Source organism: Bacillus sp. MYb209 (assembly GCF_002975175.1).
Taxonomy (GTDB): Bacteria; Bacillota; Bacilli; order Bacillales; family Bacillaceae_G; genus Bacillus_A.
This window is the reverse complement of sequence record NZ_PCNZ01000013.1, coordinates 40055-55554: the sequence shown is the minus strand read 5'-3', so window position 1 is coordinate 55554 and position 15500 is coordinate 40055. Positions and strand designations below refer to the sequence as shown.

Annotated in this window: 15 protein-coding genes and 1 pseudogene; all 16 read right to left on the bottom strand. The window is 37.0% G+C overall.

The genetic code is table 11. The features are described from left to right. Positions 1-3 precede the first annotated feature (3 nt). The gene (locus CQZ94_RS18575) at positions 4-342 is read right to left on the bottom strand and encodes a nucleotidyltransferase domain-containing protein (RefSeq protein WP_105586539.1); all 339 of its coding nucleotides are present in this window, start codon (positions 340-342) and stop codon (positions 4-6) included. Between the two features lie 159 nt (positions 343-501). After that, positions 502-1773, bottom strand: coding sequence for an FtsW/RodA/SpoVE family cell cycle protein (locus tag CQZ94_RS18570; RefSeq protein WP_105586538.1), 1272 nt, complete (start codon positions 1771-1773; stop codon positions 502-504). 7 nt (positions 1774-1780) lie between these two features. After that, positions 1781-2188 carry a PadR family transcriptional regulator gene (locus CQZ94_RS18565; protein ID WP_105586537.1) on the bottom strand — a complete coding sequence of 136 codons (408 nt, stop codon included), beginning with the start codon at positions 2186-2188 and terminating at the stop codon, positions 1781-1783. Positions 2189-2192: 4 nt separating this feature from the next. Then, entirely contained in the window at positions 2193-2726 is a 534-nt protein-coding gene (locus CQZ94_RS18560; protein ID WP_105586536.1) for a sigma-70 family RNA polymerase sigma factor, read from the bottom strand. 386 nt (positions 2727-3112) lie between these two features. Beyond that, positions 3113-4795: an aerobic glycerol-3-phosphate dehydrogenase gene (glpD, locus tag CQZ94_RS18555; RefSeq protein ID WP_105586535.1), complete on the bottom strand. Its 1683-nt coding sequence runs from the start codon at positions 4793-4795 to the stop codon at positions 3113-3115. Positions 4796-4928: 133 nt separating this feature from the next. Then, complete coding sequence (gene glpK / locus CQZ94_RS18550; protein ID WP_105586534.1) at positions 4929-6419, bottom strand: glycerol kinase GlpK; 1491 nt, start codon at positions 6417-6419, stop codon at positions 4929-4931. Positions 6420-6431: 12 nt separating this feature from the next. Further along, a complete protein-coding gene (glpF, locus tag CQZ94_RS18545) occupies positions 6432-7253 on the bottom strand; it encodes a glycerol uptake facilitator protein GlpF (RefSeq protein ID WP_002030197.1) in 822 nt (273 codons plus the stop codon). 228 nt (positions 7254-7481) lie between these two features. Beyond that, on the bottom strand, positions 7482-8042 hold the full coding sequence (gene glpP / locus CQZ94_RS18540) for a glycerol uptake operon antiterminator GlpP (protein ID WP_105586533.1): 561 nt from the start codon (positions 8040-8042) through the stop codon (positions 7482-7484). A gap of 80 nt (positions 8043-8122) precedes the next feature. Further along, positions 8123-8571 (bottom strand): annotated as a pseudogene (locus CQZ94_RS18535) (helix-turn-helix domain-containing protein). Between the two features lie 263 nt (positions 8572-8834). Further along, entirely contained in the window at positions 8835-10031 is a 1197-nt protein-coding gene (locus CQZ94_RS18530; protein ID WP_105586532.1) for an oxalate decarboxylase family bicupin, read from the bottom strand. Between the two features lie 212 nt (positions 10032-10243). After that, positions 10244-10444, bottom strand: a complete 201-nt coding sequence (locus CQZ94_RS18525) for a sporulation YhaL family protein (protein ID WP_105586531.1) — start codon at positions 10442-10444, stop codon at positions 10244-10246. A gap of 77 nt (positions 10445-10521) precedes the next feature. After that, positions 10522-11394 (bottom strand): alpha/beta fold hydrolase, encoded by an 873-nt coding sequence (locus tag CQZ94_RS18520; protein ID WP_142395868.1) that lies wholly within the window; start codon positions 11392-11394, stop codon positions 10522-10524. A 241-nt stretch (positions 11395-11635) separates the two neighbouring features. Beyond that, positions 11636-11836: a Phr family secreted Rap phosphatase inhibitor gene (locus CQZ94_RS18515; RefSeq protein ID WP_105586530.1), complete on the bottom strand. Its 201-nt coding sequence runs from the start codon at positions 11834-11836 to the stop codon at positions 11636-11638. Continuing rightward, complete coding sequence (locus CQZ94_RS18510; protein ID WP_105586529.1) at positions 11836-12930, bottom strand: response regulator aspartate phosphatase; 1095 nt, start codon at positions 12928-12930, stop codon at positions 11836-11838. The genes CQZ94_RS18515 and CQZ94_RS18510 overlap by 1 nt, the downstream gene beginning before the upstream one ends. 282 nt (positions 12931-13212) lie before the next feature. Beyond that, positions 13213-14190 carry a ring-cleaving dioxygenase gene (locus tag CQZ94_RS18505; RefSeq protein ID WP_105586528.1) on the bottom strand — a complete coding sequence of 326 codons (978 nt, stop codon included), beginning with the start codon at positions 14188-14190 and terminating at the stop codon, positions 13213-13215. Between the two features lie 358 nt (positions 14191-14548). Beyond that, complete coding sequence (gene yhaM, locus CQZ94_RS18500) at positions 14549-15493, bottom strand: 3'-5' exoribonuclease YhaM (RefSeq protein ID WP_105586527.1); 945 nt, start codon at positions 15491-15493, stop codon at positions 14549-14551. Positions 15494-15500 lie beyond the last annotated feature (7 nt).

The window sequence follows — 15500 nt, the reverse complement described above, 5'->3', positions numbered from 1 at the left end:
TTATCAAGGTGTTTCTTTTGTATACAATACCTTACCTTCTTCAGCAATCTTGTATTCCATCGTTACAGGGTTACCAGAGCGCTCATTAAATTCTTCAGAACCGTAAACAAGTAAATCGACTGGCGTTTTCATTACATCAAATATACTTAAATTCAATTCCTTTAAGGCTTCTCTTTTTCTTTTACCAATACCATCAACCACTACACATAAATCAAAATCACTATCCTCATTAGGTGTACCGTAAGCATGAGACCCAAATAAAATAATTTTATTAACATCAAAAAGAGAAGAAGTCATTTTATCTATTAATTGATTTAACTCTTTTTGAACATTAGTATTCATTCCATTCACCTCTTTAAATTAATCCTATCTAGTAAAAGCAAATTAATAAGCTGATTCATTTCAACTCCAACACTACTGCATTTTTCAAACGTTATAATAATACTTATTATACCTTTCATATTTATATCCTGTTAAGCAACAAAAACACCTCGATAATCATCAAGGTGTTTTCTTCATTCTAAATGACATATCTTTACGTCGATATACACTCAGCACGATCCCCATTAATAGCGCATGAAATAAAGTTGGCGTTAATCCATAACTAATAAAAGGCAATGCTATAGAAGCAATCGGCAATAAGCCTAATATCATTCCAACGTTATAAATGAACTGGACTACAAAAAGAGTCATCCCACCGACGAGAAGCAATTTACCATACCGATCATTTATTTTATAAGATATGAACATTAACCTTGCTACAAAAAGAGAAAGAATGAAGACAAGGATTAGCGCCAGCACATATCCATAATAGTAAGTCAAACTTGCAAATACAAAATCAGTATCTGGAGCAGGGATGAACTTTGTATCCCCAGATGTACCAAACCAACCTGCTGACGACATTACCTCTTTTAAACGTACATACATAAACCCTGCGCCCCCTGCATCACGCTCTGGGTTTAAATACCCTAAAAATCTATCCAAATGATATCCTTTTACTGAGGACCAGGAAAAAGATACCCTTATAATCAATAAACAAATTGGTACAATTGTAATAATCAATGCCTTTTTCTTTCCTAAATTACTCCACCAAAGCATAACGAATACCATCGTGATATAGATAAAAACCGTTGAAAGAGTTGCTACAGTTAAGAATAAACACAAAGAAAATAAATACAAAACCACAAGATGCATAACCTTTATCCTACTATTATTGAAAAAAGAAGACCAAGCTAGAAAAAAGAACGGCACTGACATTAAACAGTCAATTGCAATGGGACCAATGTTTATTAACGGTTCTCCAGCCATCGAAGCGTTTGGAAAACAGTATAGCATTAACAGGATGAGTACTCCGATTGTATAAAACAGCCATCCCATTCTCTCTAACTTCCGATAATCAAGCAGCATCATCCCAAAAGCTGCTGCAACGCCGAGAATAACAAATATTATCTTATTCATTAGTAAATCATTCGTATGTCCAAAAGCTATAACTGGCAGAAAACCTAATCCCATAGCAGTCACCAATAAAATAATAAGGAACCAATCAACCTTTGGCTTATGAAGTTTGTTAAGTTCCCTGCCAAGTTTGATCGGACTTCCCATTTGTTCAACAGCCTTATTTTCAGCAACTTCCTCACTTAACCCTTTTTCTATCCACGTATTCTTCGCCTGTTTTAAGTGAAAATCTAGTTCAGTTGTCACAAAGCTCTTTGCTTCTTTTGATTTAATATGATTGGTAACTTCCGTTAAAAAACGCTCCCCTTTTTTATTCAATTCCGCCTCACTCCTGTACTAATCCTTTTAATATAAATCGTGCTTTTGTAGAATTTTTTTCTGCCTTTCGTAGCATCTTTCTTCCCTTATCATTTAATTGATAATATTTAGCTCCTGAATGATCCCAACTTGATTGGATAAAACGATTCTGTTCCAATCGATGTAATACGGTGTATAAAAAACCTTCATTTCCTTCGAATTTTTGAATCCCTCTCCCCCGAAGTAGCTGCATTAGTTCGTACCCTGTTTTTTCATTCATGAGAAGTTGTAAAACTGCTAAAGAGATGTCTTCTTCCTTTTCGTGTGATTGATTGATTTTTTCACGCACCTGCTTCCGATGCTGATCGGAAAAACTCAAATGTTTAAAAGTTGTATTTTCCATTGATTTCCGTAGACCTTTTAATCGATCTTCCATTTGATTATTCCTCCAATCCTTTCTTCAATAGTTCCTTAGCTCTTTTCAGTCTTGTTTTTATCGTGTTTTCCTTCATTTCTATTACAATAGCAATATCTTTAATTGGTAATTCTTCATAATAAAATAGATAAATGACTTCTCGATATTTTATCGGTAAATTCATTACTGCAGAAGCCAGCCTACGGTCCTCTGCATTTTGAATAACAGTTTGTTCAACACTATCATGTTGAATCCCAATATACGTAGATTCAACCTCTGTAACGATTACCTTTTTGTTATACCAACTTTTTATATAGTCCTTACAATGATTAATGGCAATTCTCCACAGCCACGTTTTTACATTTGATTTCCCTTTGTATGTATGAAGAGATTTATAACATTTAACAAATATATCTTGCGTTAAATCCTCAGCGACCTCTTTATTATTCACATATGAATAAACAAGTTGTAAGATTTCCTGCCCATACTTGTTCATTATTTCATCGATAAAGTCCTCCTTATCTTCTATTTCAAACATCTCTACTGTTAATTCATCCACATCATTTCCTCCTTCCCATATATTAGACGACGCACTCTATGGAAAAGTTTTATAAAGTGAAACTTTAATCAGTGGGGGTTTTGTTCATCCCCCACTGATTATCAGCCCTCACCAATCGGGCATTTACGTGCAGTTGATCTCCCACCTAACTTCTTTGCTCCAGTCGAATTTTGAGGTGGGAGTTTTACTGCCCGTTAATGCGGGATAAATTCATAAAAAAACGGTTAGCAATGTCCATACCGTTTTTTGAAACCTTAATTTTTCTTCACTAAGAGTAAACCTTTTATTATGATACAACATTTTATATTCACTTATAGTCAAGATTTTAGTGCATTCATAATAAAACAAAAACCACCTGAAGGCTCCCCTTCAGGTGGTTCTCTATTTTACGCTAACGCAGCTGCTTGCTCTTGTTGATCTACAGGAATTACAGCGTCTGTTAATGCTTTTTCTAGTTCTGCTGTGTATTTCATTTGCTCTTCTTTGCTCCAGCCTAGTTTTGCAGCCATGTAGTTGATTACTGCTTCTTTCCACTCATATACCCAGTGGATGTTGAAGAATACAGCGCCTCTGCGGCGTACGAAGAAGTCAACTGGTTTCGCTGTCATTTCGTAATCCATCGCGTATACAAGCGGGATTAGAACATCTAATGGCATGTTGTATTCTTTCGCTTCGTCTTTATGTTTTTTCGCTAAGTCAAACAATACGTCAACGTTAGAGCCGTAGAATTTCGCGAACTCTTCCGCTTGCGCTGTCGTTAAACCGTATTTCGTACCTTCGCCTGCTTTTTTCGCGATAAATGCTGAGAATCCGTGTGAACCACTTACATGACCACCAGAGATTGGCATATGTTTCGTATCGCTCTTCGGATATACGCTATGTCCTTCTTTTTGTAATAGATTCGTTACGTAGTCTACTACCATTTCAGCCATTTTGCGGTATCCTGTTAATTTTCCACCTGCGATTGTAATTAAACCAGATTCAGAAGTCCAAATTTCATCTTTACGAGAAATTTCAGATGCATTCTTACCTTCTTCATAAATTAACGGACGTACACCAGCCCAGCTTGATTCAACGTCTTTCTCCGTAATTTTCACGCTTGGGAACATGTAATTAATCGCATTAATGATATATGTGCGATCTTCTGTTGTCATGTGCGGTACAGCTGCGTCTTTATCATAGAACGTATCTGTTGTACCTACGTACGTTTTTCCTTCGCGAGGAATCGCGAACACCATACGTTTATCTGGTGTATCAAAGTAAATCGCTTGACCTAATGGGAAACGTTTTTGGTCAATTACTAAATGCACACCTTTTGATAACTGAAGTACTTTCCCTTTTTTAGAGTTATCTTTTTCACGAAGTGTATCTACCCAAGGACCAGCTGCATTTACAATTTTCTTACCGTAAACTTCATACACTTCTCCGTCTAGTAAATCGATTACACGTACACCGCATACTTTTCCATCTTTATATAAGAAACTGTCTACTTTTGCGTAGTTAACAGCTTTCGCACCGTGTTCAATTGCTTCTTTCATTACTTCAATTGTAAGACGCGCATCGTCTGTACGATATTCTACGTAGTAACCGCCGCCCTTTAATCCTTCTTGTTTTACAAGAGGCTCTTTATTCAATGTTTCTTCACGGTTAAACATCTTTCTGCGCTCGCTTCGTTTTACACCTGCTAAGAAGTCGTATACACGAAGACCAATTGATGTACTAAATGACCCGAACGTGCCGCCTGTATGGAACGGAAGTAACATCCACTCTGGTGTCGTTACATGGGGACCGTTCTCATATACGATCGCACGCTCTTTCCCCACCTCTGCTACCATTTTCACTTCAAGTTGTTTTAAATAACGTAAACCGCCGTGTACAAGTTTCGTTGAACGACTTGATGTACCTGCTGCAAAGTCCTGCATTTCAAACACAATCGTTGATAAACCGCGTGTTGCCCCATCTAATGCAATACCAGAACCAGTAATACCTCCACCAATTACGATCACATCTAACTCTTGTTTATTTACTCCGTTTAATACGTCTTTACGTTGTTTACTTGAAAATTTCATGGTAATTCCTCCCTTTGATAACGAAAAAAGAGACCACGAACTACGCTATAGATTTCGCCTCTATAGCGTGTTGTGGTCTCTCCAAATCTCCTACCGAATTATTAACTTGTCATCATTATAACACTGTTTATGATTATTTGAAAGCTTTAGTTGCTTCAATTGCCTTTTTCCATCCAGCATATAGCTCTTCGCTTGTTTCCGCTTCCATTGCTGGTGTAAAGCGTTTATCCATATGCCACTGTGCTTTAATTTCATCTTGGTTTTTCCAATATCCAACCGCAAGACCTGCTAAGTATGCTGCGCCTAATGCTGTCGTTTCACTGATCACTGGACGCTCTACAGGAACGTCTAACATATCGCTTTGGAACTGCATTAAGAAGTTATTCTTAACTGCCCCGCCATCAACGCGTAATGTGTTCAGTTCAATACCTGAATCAGCTTCCATTGCGCATAGTACATCTTTCGTTTGGTATGCTAAAGATTCTAGCGTTGCACGAATGAAGTGCTCTTTCGTCGTACCGCGTGTTACACCAAACATAGCGCCGCGTACTTCACTATCCCAGTACGGTGTACCTAATCCTACGAATGCCGGTACTATGTATACACCTTCAGTTGATTCAACACGGCTAGCGTACACTTCACTCTCACTCGCATCTTTAAACATGCGCATTCCGTCACGTAACCACTGAATTGCAGAACCTGCTACGAAAATACTTCCTTCTAATGCGTAATTCACTTTACCATCTAAACCCCATGCAATTGTTGTTAATAGGCCATGCTCAGAAGCTACTGCTTTTTCGCCTGTGTTCATTAACATGAAGCAACCAGTTCCGTAAGTGTTCTTCGCCATACCTTCACCGAAACAAGCTTGTCCAAATAATGCTGCTTGCTGGTCACCAGCTACACCTGCGATCGGTACATTTTGACCGAAGAAGTGGTAATCAATTGTTTCTCCATATATTTCAGATGATTGACGTACTTCTGGAAGCATGCTCTTTGGTACTGTTAACATGTCTAGAAGCTCATCATCCCACTGTAAGTCGTGAATGTTAAACATCAATGTACGTGATGCATTTGAGTAGTCTGTTACGTGCGCTTTACCACCAGACAATTTCCATACAAGCCATGTATCAATTGTTCCGAATAATAACTCGCCGTTTTCTGCTTTTTCTCTTGCACCTTCAACGTTATCTAAAATCCATTTTACTTTCGTACCAGAGAAGTATGCGTCAATTAAAAGACCTGTTTTTTCGCGAACCATATCGCTATACCCTTTTTCTTTTAACTCATCACAAATTTCAACTGTTTGACGAGATTGCCATACGATTGCGTTATAAATTGGTTTTCCAGTCGTTTTATCCCATACAACCGCTGTTTCACGTTGGTTCGTAATACCGATACCAGCGATTTGTTCTGGCTTCACATCTGCTTCACTTAAGCAAGTTGCGATAACTGCTAAAATAGATCCCCAAATTTCTTGTGCATTATGCTCAACCCAGCCTGGCTTTGGAAAATGTTGTGTAAACTCTTTTTGAGCTGAATGAACGATTTTTCCTTCTTTATTGAAAAGAATTGCGCGTGAGCTTGTTGTTCCTTGGTCTAATGAAAGAATATATTTTTTCATATCAGTTTCCCCCTATGCTACTTTTCTACTATTTGTAGTAGCTCCACTTTTTTTACTTGTCATATAAGAGATTGCTAGTACAATCACAGTTGTAATAATCACATAAATAAGTGCTGAATTTTGTTTTCCTTCAAATACAACTTGATGGAATAATCCTGCAAGTGATCCACCTAGAATTGGACCAACTACTGGAATCCATGCATACTTCCAGTTTGAACCGCCCTTTCCTGCAATCGGAAGGAAGAAGTGTGCAATACGCGGACCTAAATCACGAGCCGGGTTGATTGCGTATCCTGTTGTTCCACCTAATGATAAACCAATACTTACAATTAAGAAACCTACGATAAATGGATTTAAACCATCTGCAAATTTATTTGCTCCAATTGCTAATATACCAAATACTAAAACGAATGTTCCAATCATTTCACTTAAAAGGTTTGTAAATGTGTTCGGAATTGCTGGACCTGTTGCAAATACACCTAACTTTGTTCCTGGATCTTCTGTTTCTTTCCAGTGTGGTAAGTAATGTAAATATACGAGAACTGCCCCGATAATTGCCCCAATCATTTGTGCTGCGATATACATAGGTACGTCACTCCATGGGAACGCTCCCTTAAAAGCAAGTCCTATCGTTAAAGCCGGATTCAAATGTGCCCCACTAATTGATCCAACTGCATACGCTGCCATAGCAACCGCTAAGCCCCAGCCCATTGTAATTACAATCCAACCGGAATCTTTCGCAAACGATTTCTTTAAACTTACACCAGCGCAAACACCGCCACCAAGTAAGATTAACAACGCAGTCCCTATTAACTCTCCTAAAAATGCTGACATAGTATCCCTCCACTATCAATTTTAACGTTTTCAAGTGTGATAGAGGTAAAATGAATGGCCATTCGTTTTTTTTCAAAAGAAAAAGATCCACAGCTTACATGCTTCTATATAAGAGTATATAGAAACAATGAAATGTGGATCTCTTCTTTTCTCCGTCACGTTTATTAACTTGTCTATAATGTTAACCCTTAATGAAAGCGGTGTCAACAGAATTTTTTCACATTTTCGTCACTTTTTTTGGTAATGTTTCCATAGTTCTTTTTTCGATGTCGTAATTGCTGTCGCACCAGCATTTAACGCTCTTTCAACATCCTCCACAGTACGAATAAAACCACCTGCTAAAATTGGTACACCTGTACGCTCTTTCACTTCAGCGATCACACCCGTTAGCGCACCAGGAAGCACCTCTATATAATCCGGCTTCGTCTTTTCTAGCAAATTACAGCTCTTTTCCATTGCGCTAGAATCAATTAAAAAGATGCGTTGAATGGAGACGACACCTTTTTGCTTCGCCTTCATAATTACGCTCGCCTTTGTCGATAATAACCCGTACGGTTTATATTCTTGGCATAAAAACTCCGTCGCATGCCCATCACTTTGTAATCCATGGATCAAATCCACATGTAAAAACACCTTTTTCCCACGCTGCTTCGCGAGCGACACAACACTCTTCAATTGACCGACATGAATATCTAAAATAACAATATACTCATACGAACTATGTAATAGCTTTTCCAAATCTTTAATTTGCCTCACTGCCGGCAAAATCTTCTGTTCATGAAATTCCATTCTATATGTCCCCTTCCTATCTATTCTTTATAGTACACAATTTGAATAGAAAGAACAGCTAGTGTGGGGAATTTCCTTCATTACCTATATATTTTCTTCAACTTATCAGAAACCGTACCACCTATAACCATTAATATGAAGGGTAAAAAATTCATTACATATGGTGCATCTGCTACAATTGTAATGCTTGCTCCTGCAAACTTATTTAACATCCATACAACGATTTTTGTAATAAACAAAAATACCCCCATCATGAATAGACTATCAAAAAACACCTTCCATTTTGGATACGCCAATTGTTTACTATCTTCAATTACTTTCTGCGTCAACTCTTCATCACTCCTCAATAACTCATCAATCGTAATACCGAACAGATCACTTAAATGAATAATAATTTCAATGCTCGGATAGTTCTTTCCCGTTTCCCATTTCGAAACAGACTGCCTACTTACATGAATTTTTTCAGCCAAATCATTTTGCGACCAATTTCTTTTTCCCTTTCTTCTTTTAAACGCTCGCTAAAAATCATACTGTTCTTATCACCTCTCTACGTCTAGTATGGTCAAATAAATGATGAAGAGTAAAGCTAGTTATCGTTGCATAGCCTGTGCAACTTGTGCGTTACACTTCAAAATAGCACTATGTAGTATTTAGATTCCATATACTTTTTTCCTATAATAATTTCCCGAACAATAATACAAATAACGAATACTAGTAAAGACAGGACTAGACATAAAAAATACGCCATTCCTTCCTATCGTTCTCCAGAAAGAATAACGCATATATCCATGTTTACTCATCCGTTTTCGGTTTATAAGAAAAACCCGGATATTTCACAACAGGCCACTTTTCTTTACGTAAAGAATCCATCAATTGCGGGCCAACATGTACATTACTTTCCACTATTTCTTTAGGAGTCAATGCCATCCATTGATTTAACGATACATCTTCAAAGCGGTTGCTTCTGAACATCTCTAAAAACCATAATGTTTCGTCACCTGTGTTTTGAATATAGTGTCCAGTCGCAAACGGTACATATCCGACATCACCAGCTCTATAATCAAATGTACGAGCTGTACCGTTTCCAAGAAACACAGTCATTCTCCCTTGCCCTGTCAAATAATATTGCCACTCATCATTGTTCGGATGCCAATGAAGTTCTCTCATACCACCAGGCTCAATCTCAACGAGCGCCGCTGCAATTGTTTTTGAAATAGGAAAGTTTGTAGAATCTACAATTCGAACGCTACCACCAGGTGTCTTAATCGGTTTTTGTTTTAACAGTTCATGTTTAAACGTTAAAGGAACTTCTCCTTTTGGCGACTGAACTTCCTGACTCTCAAGCGAACCCGGCACCTCCCCTTGATAAATATAAACTTGATCTGAAGGAATGGAGTTAAAAGCACTCTCTGGCACTCCGAAATTAGCCGATAGAACTTCTTTTGGCGTATGTGCAAACCAGTCGGAAATAGCTAAGGTAGATAAATCAGAAAAGTGTCCATCATCGAAGACAAGCAGAAATTCGCAATGCTCCAATCCTTGAATGGAATGCGGGATGCCAGAGGGAAAGTACCAAAGATCACCTGGACCAACGTCAGCAATGAAATTTCTCCCTTCTTGGTCAACGGCAGTTACTCGTGCCTTTCCTAAAAGCATATATGCCCATTCTGCTTGTTTATGCCAATGGAGTTCACGTACTCCTCCGGCCGTTAAACTCATATTTACACCAGCAATCGTAGTCGAAACCGGAAGTTCCCGAGCAGTAATCTCCCGAGACCACCCACCTTGTTTTAAGATCATAGAAGTGTCTGAAAATGAAAATTTCAAGTTAGGAACTAGCCCAGCATCTGTAATAGGTGGAACGAGCATATTCGGATTTTGAATATCCCGCATAACATTACGTGGTCCAGAATCAATCGCACCTGCTCCATCACTGCGGATTGGTTGTGGTATACTCCCTCCTGTTTCATTAACATTACGTTCTTTCATCATTACACTCCTTTTTCATCCGATTATTAAGTAAAAAGCTTCCGTCATAGTGTATGAATTGGGCTTTGGATGGTTACTGTGCCTATGGATACAAGGGGTTCTGCCTTAACAATCCAATAAAGCTTGATTCGACCTTAATGTAAAAGGGAGTATCCAACAAACTAACATATAAAAAAGAAGAGAAATCCCTTTCTCTTCTTCAAAAGTTTCTATTAAAGCAATACCGAATCTTTATCACTATCCTGATTACGTTTCTCTCGCTCTTCTTCTAAACGCTTCATATATACTTCTCCTTCTTTTTCGATAAACTCATTATCCATCTCTTGCTCTTTTTTCGAAGTATATAAAACCATGTAGCCACTCAATACGATCCCAATAATTACAAGATAAACCCACCATGGTAAAGTTTCCACTTTCGTTCATTCCTTTCCTTAGACAAGCCTTATTAGTTTCACTCTATGAGGAAAGAAGTGGATTTATGCTTAAATTTTCATTGTGGATTCTTCGCGAAGAACGCTTGTACATATTCCATAAACTCGATTGGCTCTTGACGGAACGGCGCATGGTATCCTTTTTCAATTATATGGAACGTACTATTTGCAAATAACTGATGATACAGTTCACCATTTTTCCAAGAAACGCTCTTATCATGCCAACCCCAAATAATTAAAGTCGGCACTTTAATTTTATCAGCTTCCATCGCAATGCGGCGCTCTCTCATTTTCGTAAGCTCATCATAATGCTTTTTATCATCGCGACTATTTTTCACTTCATTTTTATTATAATCCGTAATCTCTGTTACAGTTTGTAAGTCCGTCGATAGCGGCGGCACTTCATAACTTTCTTTTTGCTGGAAAGATTCAATCCCTGTAGAATCCGCTAAAACGAGATGGGTAACCGCGTCCGGATATAAATACGCTAAATTAAGCGACATCTCTCCCCCCATCGAATGACCAAGTACTGCAAATTGATCATACCCAAGTTTCTTCATTAACTTATAATATAAATTCACTTGCGCAGGAAACGAATACTGAAAATCAATCGGCTTAGAAGAACGCCCAAACCCTAAAATATCAACAGCGATAATCGTATGATCTCTCGCGAGTTCCGGATAAATATCACTAAACCCATCTGAAGAACCACCAAACCCGTGAAGCATAAGTAACGGCGGTTTCCCCACGCCAATTTGCTTAAAATATATCGTCTGCCCATCGATCTGCGCCATACTCTCTTTCGTATTTATCTTCATCATAACAGTATCCTTCACTTCTTCAACCTTCGCAATCGGCTTATCAACGAAGTTACATACTACTAACAAAACGAGCACAATACCGCTAATCATATAAAACTTAAACCGTTTCAAAATCCCCGTCTCCTTTCTCATGTTGCTATTTAAAGTTTTTACATTTTTTGGTTGTTTTATGTTTTCTTTTTTGTTGTAACTATTACAGTTACAATTATATCAAAAAAATATAACTCACCGCTATTACAGATGGTTATTTTGTAACTATTATAGTTACATATGAAAAGTAAGTCAATTCTTTTCTCTACATGGCCTAAAAATAAAGAAGGAACTTCCACGTGAAGTCCCTTCTTTATTTTTATTATAGTTGGCTTACTCCGCCGTCGCCTCTATTGAAATCTGCTGGAGCTCCACCAGTTTCACCAATATTAACGTAGTCTGGTCTTGCTGGCGCTGGAACATCACCATGCTCAGCTTGTTGTACAAAAGAACTACTTAAACCAACAGATACAATACCAACTAACGCTATACCAGTTACCGCGATACGAATTTTTTTAAACATTATTTTAATGCCCCCTTCTCCATCTTCTTTTCTTTTGCTTGTAATACTTTGTAAAAATACTCACTTGCTTTCATGTAATTAGCATCATCATAAAATTTAATTGCAAGTTTTTCTGCATACTCTTGAGTGTAACTATATAAAGATTCTTTATCGAAATACGTAATTGCTTTAAGGATAATCGTCTCTAATTCTTTAATAGAAACATTATTATTTACTGCTTTTAAAATGCTGAAATGATGTATATACTCTTCATTTTCTAACTCAATACAAATATTTAATCCTCTATTAATTAATTCTTCAGCAATATTTGTTTCTCCTAGTTTAAAATGTTCCCTAGCTTGTAGGAAAATCGCTTTGAAGTGTGTTGGAATTTTCTCTGTTACTTCTGAAAGCTGTCGAATTGCCAGTGCAGAAAGATTTTGACTTGCGTATAGCCATCCTAAATTATGACGTACTCTCAAAAGCAAAATAGCGTTATCCTGTTTTTGTAGGATATCTATCGCAGAATTCAGACACTCTTCTGCTTGTTCATATTGCTCTATTTGTATAGCGGTTAATCCTAAAAGACTTTGACATAAAGCAATATTCATATCTTGCCCTGCTTGTTTCAAGAAAATTTCTTTAGCTTTATTTACATATTTTATAGTATTCATTGGTTGCCTTGTATTGTAAAAAAATGCAGAAAGACGATAATAGAATTCACCATATTCTAATTCATCAGGCACATATTTTATTAGTTTTTCAGCCTTCTCATAATATCTACTTGCATCATTGTAATTCGATATTAAGGTCGCATGCATTGCCTTAAAAAAATAATAATAGTATGACAGACGATTTTCAGATATTTTATAAATTTCATCAATTTTATCAAAACTATTTTTAGTAATTTTCAAGCCATCCGCCAACACTTTATATCTAAAATCTAATAAAGAGTAATATAGCCATAAATCCACATCCTCTTTGGCATCAGAAAGTTTACTATCAATCTCCTCTTTCATTTCCGTAGCTTTCTCTATTTGTTGCTGCAACATTACATGATACCAATCATCTAAAGAATGTTTCATTTGCTCCTTTGTTACTACATCTACTCCCATACCTTAGCATCCCCCTTGCCCCAATTTACACATTTGGGATATTTATACAATTATTTAAATTGTATATTATCACCCCTTTTATATGTATTGAAAAATAATTATCAGAAAATTTATAATTTAAATTAATTATACCAAACATTTCCTTTTTGGAAACTTGAGAAACATTTGTCAGAATATTTATCAATCCAAATAAAAAAGCAAGCAATTCTAGCTATCAGCTAAAACTACTTGCTCTTCTACTTTATTATCTCTAAACAAAAACGTATGCTAAATCGTATATCCTTACTCTTTAATAAATTCCTTCGTGCTTCTCACTGTATCAATCGGGCGAACTAATTTTTCAATTTCTTCACGTTTTGGCTCTAGGAATGGAGGTAAAGATAATTTTTCTCCAAGTGTTTCATAAGATTCATCTCCCATAAATCCAGGGCCATCTGTCGCAAATTCGAATAAAATTTGCGGTGCAACTCTTGCGTATAATGACTCAAAGAAGTGACGATTTACATAACCAGATGTAGGGAGTCCAACACTACTCATTCTCTCAATCCATTCTTCTAATACAGCACGGTCCTCTACGCGGAATGCCGCATGATGCACTGTACCAAAACCTTGTTGTGCTTCAGGAAGAACCGTATTATGTTCTACAATGACAGAAGCACCGTTTCCACCTTCACCTACTTCAAATAAGTGGAACTCTCCTTCTTGATCAATCTCTTTAAATAATAGAACTTTTTCTAGCACTTCTTTGAAATAACTAAAGTTTGCGATGCGAATAAATACAGGTCCTAAGCCAGTAATTGCATATTCTAATGGAACTGGCCCATTTTGCCAAGGTGTACCTGATTCCACACCTTTATCCAATTCATCTGAGATTAATTGATAGTGTTGATCATCAAAATCAACGAAAGAAAGAGTCTTCTTACCGAATTGCTCTTTAACTCCAGTATGTTTCACTTCAAGACGATCAAAACGTTTCATCCAATATGCTAATGCTGCATCACTTGGAACTCGGAACGAAGTCTTTGAAATTTCATTTGTTCCGTGTACACCTTTAGGAACGCCTGGGAAGTCAAAGAAAGTCATATCCGTTCCTGCACTACCTTTATCCTCTGCAAAGAATAAATGATAAGTTTGAATATCATCTTGATTTACCGTTTTTTTAACGAGACGCATTCCTAAAACGTAAGTGAAAAATTCATAGTTCTTTTCTGCACTACTTGTAATCGCTGTAACATGGTGTATTCCTTTTAGTTGGTTCATTTTATATTCCTCCAATAGTTTTAATTTATCTTTTTACGGTTATATGTCTGCTTGCTGTTCCCACCAGTAAGGCTGGAAACGAAGCACGTGTTTATAAAAGTAATTATTGAAATGTGAGGATGCCTCTTCATTTTACTAATCAAGTGATAGCTAAAAAATAATTCATACGAAAGCAATTTAAAGAACGAAGTGTACCTTTCTCATATGACTCATTTCCTTTCGTTACTATCACTTTACAACTCAAGTGATTAAAAAGCAAGAGATTTATCTCGAATTCGAGATATTTTTTTAATATGTTATTCATACAAAAAAAGCCTCATTAAGTTTAACACTTAATGAGGCTGTTCTATTTACAATTTTAATTATGGAACGTCGGCTTATAGAACGAACGATTATCAAGAGCAAAGACACGCTCTGTGTATTCGCCTGGTTTTGTGCGTCCTAATGCGCGGTCCATCATGTTCATTTTTGCATCTAAGTTGTCGATGTAGTGCAGAATTTCTGCTTCTTTTACTAATGGTGGTTTTGGGCTACCCCATTCTGCTTTTCCGTGATGGGAAAGGACGATGTGCTGAAGGATTAATACTTCTTCTGCATCGATTTGTAGTTCATCAGCTGCTTTACCAATTTCGTTCACCATGATAGAGATGTGGCCAAGTAAATTTCCTTCTAACGTATACGTTGTAGAAATTGGGCCAGATAGTTCGAATACTTTACCAAGGTCGTGTAAAATAACGCCTGCATAAAGTAAATCTTTATCTAACGATGGGTATAGAGCCGAGATAGCTTTCGCTAAATCTAACATCGATACAACATGATAAGCTAGTCCAGATACGAACTCGTGATGATTTTTCGTCGCTGCTGGATATTCTAAAAATTCATTTTGATGCTTATTTAATAAATGTCTTGTTAGACGCTGAATGTTCGGGTTTCTCATTTCAAATATGTATTGCGTAATTTTCTCAACCATATCTTCTTTTTTTATTGGAGCTTTTTCTACAAAGTCCGAGATGTCCGTTACTTCATTCTCATTCGCAACTCGAATTTGTTTCACACGTAATTGAATACGTCCTTTGTAGTTTAGAATATCACCAGCTATTTTAACGATCGTTTCCGCTACATATTGTTTCTCAACTTCTGGTGATACATCCCATAGCTTCGCTTCAATATCTCCACTTGGGTCTTGTAAGATTACTGTTAAAAACGGCTTCCCATTACTTGCGAGACCTTTTGTCGCTGTTTTAATTAACAAGAAAACATCGACTTGTTCACCAACTTCATATTCTGCAATTTTCTTTTTCATTCGAATT